Source organism: Variovorax sp. J31P207 (assembly GCF_030316965.1).
GTDB lineage: Bacteria > Pseudomonadota > Gammaproteobacteria > Burkholderiales > Burkholderiaceae_C > Variovorax > Variovorax ginsengisoli_B.
The window spans coordinates 220,893-234,107 of the sequence record NZ_JASZYN010000010.1; the positions used below are offsets into that span (position 1 = coordinate 220,893).

The 13,215-nt window shown below is 65.6% G+C and carries 14 protein-coding genes; 10 read left to right on the forward strand and 4 right to left on the reverse strand.

Annotated features, from left to right (window positions below; translation table 11 throughout):
* The first annotated feature begins 111 nt into the window (after nt 1–111).
* Entirely contained in the window at nt 112–579 is a 468-nt protein-coding gene (locus QTI68_RS29340; protein WP_286526689.1) for a nuclear transport factor 2 family protein, read from the forward strand.
* Nucleotides 580–745: 166 nt separating this feature from the next.
* Nucleotides 746–958: a hypothetical protein gene (locus QTI68_RS29345; RefSeq protein ID WP_286526690.1), complete on the forward strand. Its 213-nt coding sequence runs from the start codon at nt 746–748 to the stop codon at nt 956–958.
* Between the two features lie 60 nt (nt 959–1,018).
* Here the strand turns inward: QTI68_RS29345 and QTI68_RS29350 are convergent, their stop codons facing one another.
* A complete protein-coding gene (locus tag QTI68_RS29350; protein ID WP_286526691.1) occupies nt 1,019–2,482 on the reverse strand; it encodes a patatin-like phospholipase family protein in 1,464 nt (487 codons plus the stop codon).
* Between the two features lie 235 nt (nt 2,483–2,717).
* Between QTI68_RS29350 and QTI68_RS29355 the strand changes: the two genes are divergently transcribed.
* The gene (locus tag QTI68_RS29355; protein WP_286526692.1) at nt 2,718–3,476 is read left to right on the forward strand and encodes a GntR family transcriptional regulator; all 759 of its coding nucleotides are present in this window, start codon (nt 2,718–2,720) and stop codon (nt 3,474–3,476) included.
* A 19-nt stretch (nt 3,477–3,495) separates the two neighbouring features.
* On the opposite strand, the gene QTI68_RS29360 is transcribed toward QTI68_RS29355, so the two are convergent.
* From QTI68_RS29360 to QTI68_RS29370, 3 genes are read right to left on the reverse strand one after another with little or no spacing between them, the layout of a single operon-like run.
* On the reverse strand, nt 3,496–4,668 hold the full coding sequence (locus tag QTI68_RS29360) for an acetyl-CoA acetyltransferase (protein WP_286526693.1): 1,173 nt from the start codon (nt 4,666–4,668) through the stop codon (nt 3,496–3,498).
* Between the two features lie 8 nt (nt 4,669–4,676).
* Nucleotides 4,677–6,221 carry an AMP-binding protein gene (locus QTI68_RS29365; protein WP_286526694.1) on the reverse strand — a complete coding sequence of 515 codons (1,545 nt, stop codon included), beginning with the start codon at nt 6,219–6,221 and terminating at the stop codon, nt 4,677–4,679.
* 14 nt (nt 6,222–6,235) lie between these two features.
* Nucleotides 6,236–6,697, reverse strand: coding sequence for a Zn-ribbon domain-containing OB-fold protein (locus QTI68_RS29370; protein WP_286526695.1), 462 nt, complete (start codon nt 6,695–6,697; stop codon nt 6,236–6,238).
* A gap of 195 nt (nt 6,698–6,892) precedes the next feature.
* Between QTI68_RS29370 and QTI68_RS29375 the strand changes: the two genes are divergently transcribed.
* From QTI68_RS29375 to QTI68_RS29405, 7 genes are all read left to right on the forward strand, one after another.
* Nucleotides 6,893–7,120 carry a biotin/lipoyl-binding carrier protein gene (locus QTI68_RS29375; RefSeq protein WP_286526696.1) on the forward strand — a complete coding sequence of 76 codons (228 nt, stop codon included), beginning with the start codon at nt 6,893–6,895 and terminating at the stop codon, nt 7,118–7,120.
* A 40-nt stretch (nt 7,121–7,160) separates the two neighbouring features.
* Nucleotides 7,161–8,762 carry an acyl-CoA carboxylase subunit beta gene (locus QTI68_RS29380; RefSeq protein WP_286526697.1) on the forward strand — a complete coding sequence of 534 codons (1,602 nt, stop codon included), beginning with the start codon at nt 7,161–7,163 and terminating at the stop codon, nt 8,760–8,762.
* Nucleotides 8,763–8,794: 32 nt separating this feature from the next.
* Nucleotides 8,795–10,105, forward strand: coding sequence for an MFS transporter (locus tag QTI68_RS29385; protein ID WP_286526698.1), 1,311 nt, complete (start codon nt 8,795–8,797; stop codon nt 10,103–10,105).
* 37 nt (nt 10,106–10,142) lie between these two features.
* A complete protein-coding gene (locus QTI68_RS29390) occupies nt 10,143–11,171 on the forward strand; it encodes a YeiH family protein (protein WP_286526699.1) in 1,029 nt (342 codons plus the stop codon).
* 8 nt (nt 11,172–11,179) lie between these two features.
* Nucleotides 11,180–11,875: a carbonic anhydrase gene (locus QTI68_RS29395; RefSeq protein ID WP_286526700.1), complete on the forward strand. Its 696-nt coding sequence runs from the start codon at nt 11,180–11,182 to the stop codon at nt 11,873–11,875.
* A 17-nt stretch (nt 11,876–11,892) separates the two neighbouring features.
* A complete protein-coding gene (locus tag QTI68_RS29400; RefSeq protein ID WP_286526701.1) occupies nt 11,893–12,879 on the forward strand; it encodes a Bug family tripartite tricarboxylate transporter substrate binding protein in 987 nt (328 codons plus the stop codon).
* 3 nt (nt 12,880–12,882) lie between these two features.
* The coding region (locus QTI68_RS29405) for an ABC transporter substrate-binding protein (RefSeq protein WP_503011753.1) at nt 12,883–13,215 on the forward strand (333 nt) is incomplete at its 3' end.

Consider the following 13,215-nt stretch of genomic DNA (forward strand, 5'->3'; position numbering starts at 1 on the left):
CAGGGAAATTGCAGGAGAAAACCAGCCTTCATGCAGGGACTGGCATAGGGGAAGCCCAAATGATCGTAGCACCGGCACGTGCTGGTTTAACCACTTTCGAAGGAGTTGATCATGAACGTCTTGCCAAGACTGTGCCCGATGGCGCTGGTGGCTTTCACTGGTCTATGTGCTGGAGGGCACGCCGAGGCGGCGGTGGACGACGAGGTGCGAGCGACCTTCGAGCGATTCGTTCAAGTGCAGAACGCGCATGACCCCAAGGCGCTGGAAGGCATGCTTGCCGACTCCGCCGGTTTTCTATGGATCACACGTGGAACGGTCATCTGGGGGCGCGATGCAGCGCTGCAACAGTTCGCGAAACTCTACACGGGTACGTGGAGACTCGATCCCGAGTATGGAAGCTTGCGTGTTGTGGCGATCGGCGACGACGTCGCACAACTCCATGTGCCGGTCCAATTCACCACGGGTGCCGCCGGGCAAGCCCCCCAAGTCGTCCGGCTGTATCTGAACCAGGTGCTCGTGAGATCGGGAGGGGTCTGGCGCGTGCTGTCTATCCTTCCGATCCCTGTGCCGACCCCCTAGAGCAGGTTTTCAGACTGGTTGCAGCCGGTCGAATTTCTGGGGCGAACGACGGCGACGATTGAAAGCTGACTTTCGGGCTTTTCTTGGCGACCGGCTCGTCTAGTTCGGAAGTTGACCTTCGCCGACATTGTTCCACTGACACTGGCAAGGCAAGATCCGGCGCCTCATGACGTTCCTTCGAATCTTCCTTGTATGGCTGGTGTTGTTTGCATTGCAGTTCGTGATCCTCGAAGCCCTCAGTTTCGCCTTCGGGGGCAAGGTTCGATTCGAGGGTGAATTCAATGGAATCGTGGCGCTGGTTGCCGTGCTTGCCACCATGCTCGTCGCAGAAGAAGGCATGGTCTTGATCTTTCAAAGTCTTGGTGGCAAGCCGGGTTGAGAGCCGACGCACCTCGATTCGAGGAGCTTTGGAAATGCTCCTTGGCGAACCAAGACGGCTCTAGGGTGCCGCTGCCGGTCGTTGGGGCCCGGCGGCCGGCGCTGGAACCAGCGTGCCCCCCACGTCCCTGAGAAGACGCTTGAACTCGGGCGAGTCCGCCATGATGGTTCCCGCGGCAGCGCGCAGGCGATCGACGGCGACGTCCGGCAGCACGAAGGTGGTCGGCTGCTGATTGAGATATGCCAGTTCCGCCTTGTCCTTCAGGGCGGCGAACGAGACGTCGACGGCATAGATCTCGGCGTCCGGTCCGCGGGTGATGGCCGCGACGGCAGGGTCCTTGTTGCCCGCCATCGCCGCTGATGTCCGAATTTTTCGCATCGTGTTCCAGCGGGCGGCCATGTCCCTCAGCAACTCCACGGCTTCGAACGAGTAGCGATCGATCGGCACGCCGCTCGACTTGAGCAGAATCTCCACACTTCCGGGCGGCGTTTCAGATTCGTCCCAGTTCGTCGGCGGCACGGAGAGCGAATTGACGATGAAGACAACGATCCGCTTCGCACTGTCGAGCTGCGTTGGCATGCCGGCTTCCTGCATCGCCTCGAGGATCTCCAGGGAATCGAGCACGCCGCGCATGCCAACGTTGTCGGAAACGCCGCCATCCACGAGATGGATATACGGCCGTTTGGCGCTGTCTGTGAAATCGCCCAGTGACCTGAGCGAGCGAATGGCTCGCGCAGCAGGCCGCGGCGGGTTGTCCGTATCCGTGAACCGCGCCACCCATGGGGGCGGGATCATGTTGCAAGTGCCGCCATAGTTGTTGAGCGTGACTGGCGACAGGACCACCGGCACCGCCGATGAGGCGGCGGCTGCGCGCGACAAGGGCACGGCGTTCAGGTCCGAGCACAGCACGTCGAAGACGCTCTGCTGGAAAACCAGGCGCGCACCGCTCGAAATGTCGGTTGCCGATGCGAGGATCAGCGGCCCCTTGCCGCGATTCAGGTCGCCGAAAGTGGCGTTGTTGAAGAGGACCTCGTCGTATAACTCGGCCGCGAGCTCGGAACGCCCCCACGCGGTCGACGACAGCCTGGGCCAGTTGCTCGGATTCAGCGAACGCGAAATGATGGCGCCCTGAACGTCGCGCTTCAGAAAGCGCTGCTCGTAGTCGTCGAACAGCTTGTCGCCGTAGAGCCCATACGCCAGCGCGGTGAAGCTGCCGCCCGACACGCCGGTGATGATGTCGACCTGGTCGATTAGCCGGCCCCTCCCTTTCGGCGTGACGATCTCGGTGCGCCGCAGGTACTCGAGCGCGCCGTACGAGAACGCGGCAGCGCGCGTGCCGCCACCGGAGAACGCGAGGATGACAAGCGCGTCCTTGTCCTTGACCTCGGCCTGGCGCGTTTCGAAGCGATAACCGCTGCTTGGATTCGCTTGCGAAATGGGGGGATTGACCGGGCGGGTGGCGCAACCAGCAACCAACAATGCGCAGGCTGCGAGGCCCCAATGTGAAATCCGCGATTCAGTCATGGGTTCTCCAGGAAGTCGATCGATTGCGAGCGACCGGTTTTTGATTCCAACCATTTGGCACTGTAGCCGCAAGGCTCGGTGCCTTCTGTTGCTCGGTCGACTGCGCATCGGCGAGTGCCGCGCCCGCGCCCGAGACTTGTGATTTAATACGTGATCACATTTGGTATGTTAACAATCTTGCGCTGCTTCTCCCTCCGATTGGCGGCTCAAAATCTTGATATGGCGACGAAGACCCATGAATGCCCTGAAGAAGGCGAGTTCCAAAGCCGAGCTTGATCGCACCGAAGCCGAAGTGCCGGCGCCGCGCGCCAAAGCCACCCTGCGGCAGCTTCAGACACTTCCGGAGCAGATCGCAGAGCTGATCTTCAATTCCATCGCCAGCGGCGAGTACGAGCCGGGCGAGCGCATCCGCGAAGAAGCCCTTGCAGAGCAGTTCGAGGTGAGCCGCGGCCCCGTGCGTGAGGCGTTGCGCATCCTTGAAAAGGATTCGGTCGTCCGCATCCTGCCCAATCGGGGCGCGCACGTGACGCAGCTCTCGATCAAGGAGGTCGCCGACATCTTCGAGATTCGCCGCAAGCTGTCCTCCACGATGATCGCCCGGCTTTCCGCCGACGAGGCGGCGCGCCTCGCCGCAGTCATCGACGCCGACATCCGTGCACTGGATTCGCTCGCTCTGGACCCGGACGGAAGCCACGAATACTTCCAGATCTCGTTTCGTCTCAGCCGCGTCTTGCGCGAGTCCTGTACCAACGAGCGGCTCGCCGAGATTCTTGCTTCGCTGTCGCGCCAGACATTGCGGTACACGCAATTGGGCCTCGCCACGCCGGCACGGCGCAAGGAGTCGGCGCGCAACTGGAAGTCCATGCACAAGGCCATGAAGGCCGGCAATGTGGACGCCGCTGCCGAGGCGGTCGAAAAGCTGATCGAGGACTCCCAGCGCGAGGCGATCAGGCAACTCGAGTCGCGGCAGGGCTCCGGCCCCGCTGAAGCGTGATCGCACGGTGTGGCCTCCGTCAGTCCGCCGCGCCCAGGACCATGACCATGTAGGCGGACATGACGAGGCCGCCCGCCTGCAGCAGGCAGTTGTGAGCACTCGACACTTGTCGCTCGCCGCAATCGCCACGCAACTGGCGTACCGATTCGATCATCAACGGCATGCCGAACATGCCGCCGTGGTTGAAGGACAAGCCGCCGCCTGAGGTGTTCATCGGGAACGCTCCGCCTGGGGCGGTGCGTCCACCCTGCACGAAGGCGCCGCTCTCGCCGCGACCGCAGAAACCCAGGGCCTCGAGCCCGACGAGCACGTTGATCGTGAACGCGTCGTAGATCTGCACGAGGTCGATGTCGGAATGGCCAAGGCCCGCGCGCGTCATCGCCAGTCGGCCCATCTCGGCGAGCACGCCGTTGTCGATCCAGTCGTCCGTGCCGAAGGGCGTGGCGTGCTGAATGTACTGCTCGGCGAAGCCCTTCACCAGCACCGGCGGGCGAGGGAGGTCCCGTGCGCGATCGGCCCGCACGAGCACGATGGCACCGGCGCTGTCCGTCACTTGGCAGATGTCGAACTTGCGCAGAGGATCTGCGATCATCGGGGCCGCCAGATAGTCCTCCATCGTCAGCGGCGAGCGGGCGATGGCGTTCGGGTTGAGCTGCGCCCAGCGCCTCGCCGCCAGAGCGACTTCGCCCAGATCCTCGGCGCGGGTGCCATAGCGGTGCATGTGCAGGCGAGCCAGCATCGCATAGAAGCCGATCGGGCTCAGCATGCCGTAGGGCTGGATGAACTGCCCTGGCGGCATGCGCGCATCCTGCGCGTGGCCCCCGCGGGAGCGGCTGCGGTCCAGCCTCTGGGTGCTGCCGTAGGTGATCAGGGCGGCGTTGCACAGGCCCACCTCCATCGCCGCCATCGCGTGAGCGACATGAGTCAGGTTCGACTGGCCGCCGACGACGGTGCTGTCGACGTAGCTCGGCTTCAGGCCCATGTACTCCGTCACGAGCAGGCCGGCGGCACGGTCATCCCAGTGGGCGAACACACCATCGATGTCGGTGGGCTTCAGCCCCGCGTCCAGGATCGCCTGCCGCGCTGACTCGCACTGAAGCGACAAGGCAGTGTCTCCGGGCTGGGCCCTGCCCATGCCGGCCTCGCCGACGCCGGCGATCGCGTAGCGGCCACTCAGAGCTTTGGGGTCCATGACTGCCCTTAGCCCTGCGCCGATCCGGCTGTGAGTTGGGCCCGGACGTCCTTCTTGAGAACTTTGCCGACAGGGCTGCGCGGCAGCGTGGGCCAGAACTCCACCTGCTTGGGCGTTTTCAGGCTGCCGAAGCGCTTCTTGCACATCTCGACGATCTCGTCGGCTGTGACAACGCCGCCGGCCTTGAGCTCGATGACCGCCGTCAGACGCTCTCCCCAGTCGGCATCGGGCACACCGACGACCGCGCAGTCCTGCACTGCGGGGTGACCCCAGATCACCTGCTCGATCTCGCTCGGGTAGATGTTGAAACCGCCGGAAATGACCATGTCCTTTTTGCGGTCGACCACATACAGGAAGCCGTTCTCGTCGAACACGCCGATGTCGCCCGTGTGGTGCCAGCCGAAGGCACGCGCCTCCGCCGTTGCCTCGGGATTGTTGTAGTAGCCGGGCGAAACCAGGTCGCCGCGTGCGACGATCTCGCCGCGTTCGCCGGTCGGCACGATGTTGCCAGCATCGTCCATCAGCGCCACTTCACAGGCTCCGGAGGGGCGGCCGGCCGAGGCGAGGTGCTTGTCGAGGTCGGGGTCGTTGTGCACGAAATGGTCCTTGCGCGACAGGCAGGTGATGACGCCGGGCACTTCCGACTGGCCGTAGCTCTGCATGAACACCTGGCCCCAGCGCGCCAGGCCCTCGCGCAGCTTGTCGACCGACATCGGCGCTGCACCGTACAGAACGTACTCCAGCGAAGAGCAGTCGCGCGTCGCCACGTCCGGGTGAGCGAGCAGGCGATAGATCATGGTGGGTGGCAGGAAGATGTGGGTCACCCGCTCGCGCTCGATGGCCTCCAGGATCACCCCTGGGTCTGCCGACGCGGCGATCACATTGCGTGCGCCGAAGCGCGCCAGCGCGACCATGGTCGCACCGGCCGCATGCGTGAGCGGGGCCACGACCAGATGCACCGGATCCTTGCGCGGCGGCGTGAACTGATTGGTGATCCGGTAGGCGGTTTCGAGCGAGCGGTGGCTTTGCATGATCGCCTTCGGCCGGCCCGTCGTGCCGCCCGAGGACTTGATGAGCGCGATGTCGTCGGGTTCACGGCGCACATCGACGCGCCGGCCGGCGAAGTCCTTCAACCATTGCGTGATGGTGTGGCCGCCCGATTCCAGCGGTTCGGTCAGGCCGATCACGCGCTTGAGCGTCGGGATCTCGTCTCTCAAGCGTTCGAGATGCGACGCGTACTGCTCATGGCAGATCAGCACCGCCACGTCGCAGAATCTGGCGAACCAGACGATGTCCTCGATCGGATCGCGGGCATTGAGCGGCACGTAGACCGCGCCGCTGCGCATCACGCCCAGCATCGCGGGCAACACCATCGGGTGATTGGGCGAGAGCACGGCGACATGGGTGCCGGGCTGCACGTCGCGCACCAGGGCGGCGGCAACGGCGTGCGAGGCGTCGGCCGCCTCGCGGTAGCTGAGCTGCAGGCCGCCGCCTTGCACGAAGACGCGGTCCGGAAATGCCGTGGCGCCGGCGTCAAAGGAATCAATGATCATGTTGTCTCCAGTATTCAGAAGTGGTCGGGGCGGCCGGTGACTTCACCGGTTATCAGATCGCCGCCCGTGAGCCGGAACATCGGCAGGGCGATCTCGCTGTTGATGCGTTCGAAGCACACCTGCACCGGAGCGCCGACAGCGAGGTGGTCCAGGTCCGAGGCGACGATGCCCGCCAGCATTCGCACACCCTCGTCGAGTTCGATCATCCCGATCGCGTAGGGCGTGCGCGTCTCGAACGCGGGGTGGCCGGCGACATGGCACACGGTATAGGTGTAGATCCGGCCGGAGCCGCTGGCCGGCACCCATTCGATCTCCTCCGACAGGCATTCCGTGCAGAAGCGACGCGGATAGAACTGGTGGCGCGCGCAGGCTGGGCAGTACTGGATCTTGAGCGTGCCTTCCAGCGCCGCGCCCCAGTAGTGCGTGGTCTCGGCGGTGGGGATCGGCAAGGGGCGCGCCGGGGTCGGGTTGTTCATCGACTTTTCCTCTGTTTCGCTTGCGGTCGAGGCCATGGGTTTGTCTCCGTTCAGACGGGTGTGCCGCCTCGATGGCGCAGCCGGTTGCTGCAATGCCTCGATTGGATCATGAGCACATTCATCTTGTCAACAATCTTAATGTCGAGTAAAGTTCGCCTATCGGCACTCCGCCGCCACACCACGAGGCACCCGTACATGACCACACACACAAAGATCCGCTCCGAAATCACCGGCACCGTCTGGAAGATCCTGGTGAAGCCAGGCGACGTCCTCCTGGCCGACGACACCCTGATGGTTCTCGAATCCATGAAGATGGAAATCCCCGTGGTGGCCCCCGAGGCTGGCCGCGTGATCGAAATCCTCATCGCCGAGGGCGCGCCCGTGCGCGAAGGCCAGGACATCGCGGTCTTCGAAGAGGAATGAGCGCCATGAAGAACCAACGCGCAGGCAAAGGGGCATCCGCATGAGCCTCACATTCGCACCAGCCGACTCGGCCGTCAATGCCGCCCCTTCCGGCCTTCCCGGCGCTTCCGGCCACGAAGAACAGAAGGCCGAGCTCGACAGCCGGATCCGTACCGCGCTCGCCATGGGCGGCGCGGACAAGCTCGCGCAGCGCCGCGCCAGCGGCCACCTCAATGCACGCGAGCGCATCGATCAACTGCTGGACGCGGGCTCGTTCAGCGAAACCGGCATGCTGGCCGTCTCGGTCCTGCCTTCCGACCGCGAAAGCTCGCCGGCCGACGCCAAGGTCACCGGCACCGGCCGCATCGAGGGGCGGCGCGTGGCGGTCGTGTCGAACGACATGACGGTCAAGGGCGCGTCGTCGTCGGCCGTGAACATGCGCAAGATCTCCCGCCTCAAGGACACGGCCAATCGCAGCGGCATGCCGTTGATCTTCCTGGGCGAATCCAGCGGTTCGCGGGTGCCCGACAGCCTGGGCGCCGAGGCGATGGCGGCAGCCGGCCAGGATCCGCAGCAGTACTGCCGCCGCCGCGAAACCCCCTGGGTCAGTGCCGTGCTCGGCCCCTGCCTGGGCTCATCGACCTGGTACACCTGCCTGTCCGACTTCGTGGTGATGCGCAAGGGCGCCTTTCTCGCGGTGTCGAGCGCGCGCGTCACCTCGCTCGCGATCGGTGAAACCGTGGATCCCGAGGAGCTGGGTGGATGGAAGCTGCACGCCGAGCAGACGGGGCTGGTGGACAGGGTCGTCGGCAGTGACGCGGAAGCATTGGCGGAAATCCGGCGCTTCCTGAGCTACCTGCCTTCGCACGCGGGCGCCCGGCCGCCCAGCCTTCCGGCCGCCGAGGCGATCGCACCCGATGCCGACAAGCTCGTCGAGCTGGTACCTTCCGCACGCAGCAAGACCTACGACATGCGCAAGGTGATTGCCGGCATCGTCGACGACGGCAGCTTCTTCAACCTGAAGGACCGCTTCGGCCGCGCTGCCGTCACTGGCCTGGCGCGGCTCAACGGCGAGAGCGTGGGCATCATCGCGTCGAACCCGATGTTCAAGGGAGGCGCGATGGACCCGGAAGCCTGCCGCAAGGTCACAGCGTTTCTGGTGATGTGCGATTCCTTCAACATTCCGATCGTCTTCCTGGTCGATACGCCGGGCTTCCTCGTCGGCATCGAGGGCGAGCGCAAGGCGGCGCCGGCGCACATCATGAACATGATCCATGCCGTGCAGCTCTGCAATGTGCCCAAGCTGTCAGTGATCCTGCGCAAGAGCTACGGCCAGGCCTACATCAACATGGGCGGCGGCCGCAACAGCGACGCGGTGGCCGCCTGGACCAGCGCCGACGCCAGCTTCATGGATCCGCAGATCGGCGTCAGCGTCCTCTACGGCATCAAGCGCGAGGACGACCCCGCGCGTTTCGATCAACTGAAGGCCGAACTGGCACGCGACACCTCGGCCTACGCGCTGGCCGGCGCCTTCGGCGTGCAGTCGGTGATCGCGCCGCAGCAGACCCGAGCATGGCTCGTGGACGGGCTGTCCACGCACCGGCGCGACCGCAATGGGGGCATCGGCGAGCACGAGATGCGCTCGTGGCCGACCTATCTCTGAGCAAGAACCCGCATAACCAAGAGACAAATCCGATGAATCCCGCACTGTCGGCCGCCGACACCCACATGGTCCCCAACGCAGCCCGGCGGTTCTCGCGCGTCTACGCGTGGGCCGTCTTCGCGCTCACCTTCGGCCTGATGCTGTCCGACTACCTGTCGCGCCAGGTCATCGGCGCCGTCATGCCCGCGCTCAAGGCCGAGTGGGGCCTGTCGGACTCCCAGCTCGGTATGCTCGTGAGCGTGGTCTCGCTCACCGTCGGCGTGCTGACGGTGCCGATCTCGCTCGTCGCCGATCGCTGGGGAAGGGTCAAGAGCATTACCCTGATGGCCGTCGTGTGGTGCCTCGCGACCATCGCCTGCGGCCTCGCGCAGAGCCACGCGCAACTGCTGACGGCCCGCGCCTTCGTGGGGCTCGGCGAAGCCGCCTACGGCGCCGCGGGGGCCGCGCTGCTCGCGCATGTGTTTCCGGCGAAGCAGCGAGCTGCCGTGCTGGGCGCGTTCCTCTCGGCGAGCCTGTTCGGCTCGGTGCTCGGCGTCGTCCTCGGGGGCGCCATCGCGGCCCAGTCCGGCTGGCGCATGGCCTTCTTCGCGGTGGGCGCGCCCGGACTGGTGCTGGCGCTGATCTACCCCTTCGTCGTGCGCGACTACAAGACCGCCGCCTTGCCCGAGGAGGCCAGCGCCACGTCGAAGGGGATGGGCCTGGGCCGGATCGCGCGGGAAGTGTTTGCGTCGCGCTCGGGCAATTTCGCCTTCCTCGCGAGCGGGCTGCAGATGGCGATGCCCGGGATGCTCATCGCGTGGCTGCCGACGTATTTCGTCCGCTTCTACGGCATGGATGTGAAGAAGGCCGCGCTCATGGCCGGCGTCGCCGTACTCGCGTCAGGTGTGGGCATGATCTTCGGCGGCGGACTGGCCGACCGCTTGAGCGCCAGGCATCCCCGTCGCCGTGCGCTGGTGCCCGCCGCCTATTCGGCACTGACGGCGCTGATCCTGATCGTCGCCTTCTCGCTGCCGCCCGGCCCGCTGGGGCTGGGCCTGATTTTCCTGGGCGCCTTGTTCGCCGCGGCGCAGGGCGGCTGTTCCGCGGCCATTGCCTGCGATGTCACGCACCCCGGCGTGCGCGCGACGGTGACGGCGACGATGGCGCTGGCCAACAACCTGATCGGCCTGGCGCCCGGGCCGCTGATCGTCGGCGTGCTGTCGGACGTGCTGGGCCTGCAGCGCGCGCTGTCGCTGGCGCCGTTGCTGGCGCTCGCGGCCGCGGTCTGCTTCGTCCTCGTTGCCCGCAGCTATGAGTCGGACGTGGCACGCCAGCGCGTCAGGACCACGCAGGAAGCGGCTTGAGCGCCGCTTCGCAATCCTTGTTCGCAAGTCCCATCCCATGAACCTTTCCCTCACGCTCACCGGCTGGCGGCAGCCCGCGCGAACCAATTTCCACGGCATCTTGATGTCGGTGGTGGTGGCCGTCGCCGCGATCTCGCTGGCCGATCACTACCACGTATCGGGCATGCTCTTTGCCCTGCTGCTCGGCATGGCACTGAACTTCCTCTCGACGGAAGGCCGCTGCGTTCCGGGTATCCGGTTCTCCGCGAGCACGCTGCTTCGCATCGGCGTCGCGCTGCTGGGCGTGCGCATTACGCTGGCACAGATCACGGCGCTGGGTGCCCTGCCGATTGCCATGGTCGTGCTGTCGGTGGCGATGACTATCGGCTTCGGCATCGTGCTGGCCAAAATGCTTGGCTATCGCAACCGCTTCGGCGTGCTGACGGGAGGGGCCGTCGGCATCTGCGGAGCTTCGGCAGCGATGGCCATCGCCGCGGTCATGCCAGCGCAGGCCGACGACAACGTCAAGGAGCGCGCCACCATCTTCACGGTCATCGGCGTCAGCACCCTCTCGACGGCTGCGATGGTGCTCTACCCGATGCTGGTCGCCGCGCTCGGCTTCGGCGGGCAGCAGGCCGGGATCTTCCTTGGCGGAACGATCCACGACGTGGCGCAGGTGGTCGGCGCAGGCTATGGCATGTCGAAGGAGACCGGCGACGTCGCGACCATCGTCAAGCTCCTGAGGGTCGCGATGCTGCTGCCGGTGATCCTGGTCATCACACTCTCGTATCGCAAGGCGCACGTCGCCGGCCCGACGGGCGGGCCGAAGCCGCCCTTGCTGCCCTGGTTCGTGGTGGTTTTCGCGCTTCTCGTGGCCGCCAACAGCGCCGGCCTCATTCCTGCTGCGCTGCAGCAAGCACTGCAGACACTTTCCACCTGGCTGCTCGTGATCTCGATGGCCGCGATCGGAATGAAGTCCCACCTGAAGGATTTCGCCACCGTGGGCCTGAAGCCGATCGTGCTGATGGTGAGCGAGACGGTATTCCTCGCGGTCCTCGTGATCGCGTTCATCTTCTTCACACGCTGAGGTCCCCAATGCAAGATTTCATCAAACCGGAGAGGCAGGCACAGCCCATGACCAGCGCCCATGAAGCACTGAAACGCCTGCGCGAAGGCAACGAGCGCTTTGCCTCGGAGGTTCACACCGGCGAGCGCTTCCTGCACCGCATGCGGCGCGCCAAGACCAACTTCGAGCAGAGGCCCTTCGCGATCGTCCTCGGCTGCTCCGATTCGCGCGTGCCCGTCGAGATCGTGTTCGATCAGGACCTCGGCGACCTGTTCGTCATCCGCGTGGCCGGCAACATCGCCGCTCCCTCCCAGCTGGGTAGCATCGAGTTCGCTGCGGCGGAATTTGGCACGCCGCTGGTCGTGGTGATGGGGCACACGCACTGTGGTGCGATTCTGGGGACGCTGGAGCAATTGCGCCGGCCCACCGAGGCCCGCTCGCCGCACTTGCGATTCATTGCCGATCGAATCCGGCCCGCAATGGCCCACCTGCTGGCCCCGGAACTGGACTACGACCGGGAGACGCTGATCCGGAAGAGTGTTCAGGCGAACGTTCGCCAGTCGGTCGAGCAATTGCGCCACGGTTCGAAGATTCTCGAGCGCCTCGTCGACACGGGCCAGCTTCGCGTCGTCGGCGCCGAATATTCGCTGGAGACGGGCCGGGTCGAGTTCTTCGACGATCTGCCGCCCGCCGGGCCGGCTTCCCAGCATTCCCCCAACCATTGAATCCACAGGAGAGACCCATGACTTTCATTCTTCGTCGCCGCGGCCTTGTCGCAACCCTTGCCGCCGCGCTTTCAATGCTGGCTGCTCCCGCTGCATTCCCGCAAGCGAACGCCGACAAGGCGGTGCGCATCATCGTGGCCGGACCTCCCGGCGGCTCGCTGGACGTCGTCTCGCGCCTTCTGGCAGACGGCCTGCAGAAGGAGCTGGGCAAGCCGGTGATCGTCGAGACCAAGCCTGGCGGCGGTGGGGCGGTCGCGGTCGGCGATCTGATGCAGTCGCCGCACGACGGCAACACGATGGTCGTCTCGCTCGATGCGCTCGTGAGCGAGATCCCGCACATCGTCAAGCTGCGTTTCGACATGGCCAAGGAAGTCAGGCCGCTGGCCGAACTCGCACGCGGCGGGCTGGTGCTCGTGGGCCACCCCTCCGTGCCGGCCAAGAACTTGAATGAGCTGGTTGGCTATGTGAAGACCCATCCCGGCAAGGTGAGCTACGCCTCCTACAGCGCCGGCACGGTGTCGCACGTGATGGGACTGCAACTCAACAAGGCCGCCGGCATCGACATGCTGCACGTTGCCTACAAGGGCACGCCCCCGGCGCTGGCCGACGTGATGGGCGGGCACATCGAGTTGATGTTCGCGGGGATTCCGAACGCGATTCCCCTGATCAAGGCCGGGAAGATCGTCCCCTATGCCGTGAGTCTGCCCCAGCGCTCGCCGAACCTGCCCGACGTCCCGACCTTCGCCGAACTGGGCTACCCTCAGATCGAGGCCACGGCCTGGATGGGCGTGTTCGTCACGCCGGACGTGCCGGCCGAGGCCCAAGCCCGCTTGCGCGACGCGACGCTGAGGGTGATGGCCCAGCCCGCCACGCGGGAGCGCCTGAAGGAGTTCGGCCTGGAGCCGGGTCAGACGCGGACGCCGGAAGAGCTGGCGAAGTCGCTGCGCTCGGACTACGAGCGCATCGGCGTCGTGCTGAAGTCGATCGATTTCAAGCCCGAGTAAGCCATGGACGCGATGCGCCGCAAGGCGCTGAAACTAGCCCTTGCGGCCATTGGCACCACGATCGTCGCGCCGGGCTTCGCCCAACCTGCGCCGCCGATCCGCCTGGCCCTGATCGAAAGCATGAGCGGCCCTTTCGCCAACACCGGCGAGGCCGTGTTCCGCAACCTCTTGTGGGCGGTCGAACGGGTCAACGCCCGCGGCGGCGTCAAGCTGCCGGGCGGCGCGCGCATGCTGCAGCTCGACCGCTACGACAGCAAGGGGCAGAACGAGGAGGCGCTCTCGGCGCTGCGGGCCGCGATGGACGACGGCGCGCGCATCGTGCTGCAGGGCAATTCG

What these genes read in the sequence shown, in the direction of transcription:
- QTI68_RS29350 (WP_286526691.1), bottom strand. Translation starts at nt 2,482, where the DNA reads ATGACTGAATCGCGGATTTCACATTGGGGCCTCGCAGCCTGCGCATTG.
- QTI68_RS29345 (WP_286526690.1), top strand. Translation starts at nt 746, where the DNA reads ATGACGTTCCTTCGAATCTTCCTTGTATGGCTGGTGTTGTTTGCATTG.
- QTI68_RS29370 (WP_286526695.1), bottom strand. Translation starts at nt 6,697, where the DNA reads ATGAACAACCCGACCCCGGCGCGCCCCTTGCCGATCCCCACCGCCGAG.
- QTI68_RS29400 (WP_286526701.1), top strand. Translation starts at nt 11,893, where the DNA reads ATGACTTTCATTCTTCGTCGCCGCGGCCTTGTCGCAACCCTTGCCGCC.
- QTI68_RS29360 (WP_286526693.1), bottom strand. Translation starts at nt 4,668, where the DNA reads ATGGACCCCAAAGCTCTGAGTGGCCGCTACGCGATCGCCGGCGTCGGC.
- QTI68_RS29385 (WP_286526698.1), top strand. Translation starts at nt 8,795, where the DNA reads ATGAATCCCGCACTGTCGGCCGCCGACACCCACATGGTCCCCAACGCA.
- QTI68_RS29395 (WP_286526700.1), top strand. Translation starts at nt 11,180, where the DNA reads ATGCAAGATTTCATCAAACCGGAGAGGCAGGCACAGCCCATGACCAGC.
- QTI68_RS29365 (WP_286526694.1), bottom strand. Translation starts at nt 6,221, where the DNA reads ATGATCATTGATTCCTTTGACGCCGGCGCCACGGCATTTCCGGACCGC.
- QTI68_RS29390 (WP_286526699.1), top strand. Translation starts at nt 10,143, where the DNA reads ATGAACCTTTCCCTCACGCTCACCGGCTGGCGGCAGCCCGCGCGAACC.
- QTI68_RS29355 (WP_286526692.1), top strand. Translation starts at nt 2,718, where the DNA reads ATGAATGCCCTGAAGAAGGCGAGTTCCAAAGCCGAGCTTGATCGCACC.
- QTI68_RS29340 (WP_286526689.1), top strand. Translation starts at nt 112, where the DNA reads ATGAACGTCTTGCCAAGACTGTGCCCGATGGCGCTGGTGGCTTTCACT.
- QTI68_RS29375 (WP_286526696.1), top strand. Translation starts at nt 6,893, where the DNA reads ATGACCACACACACAAAGATCCGCTCCGAAATCACCGGCACCGTCTGG.
- QTI68_RS29380 (WP_286526697.1), top strand. Translation starts at nt 7,161, where the DNA reads ATGAGCCTCACATTCGCACCAGCCGACTCGGCCGTCAATGCCGCCCCT.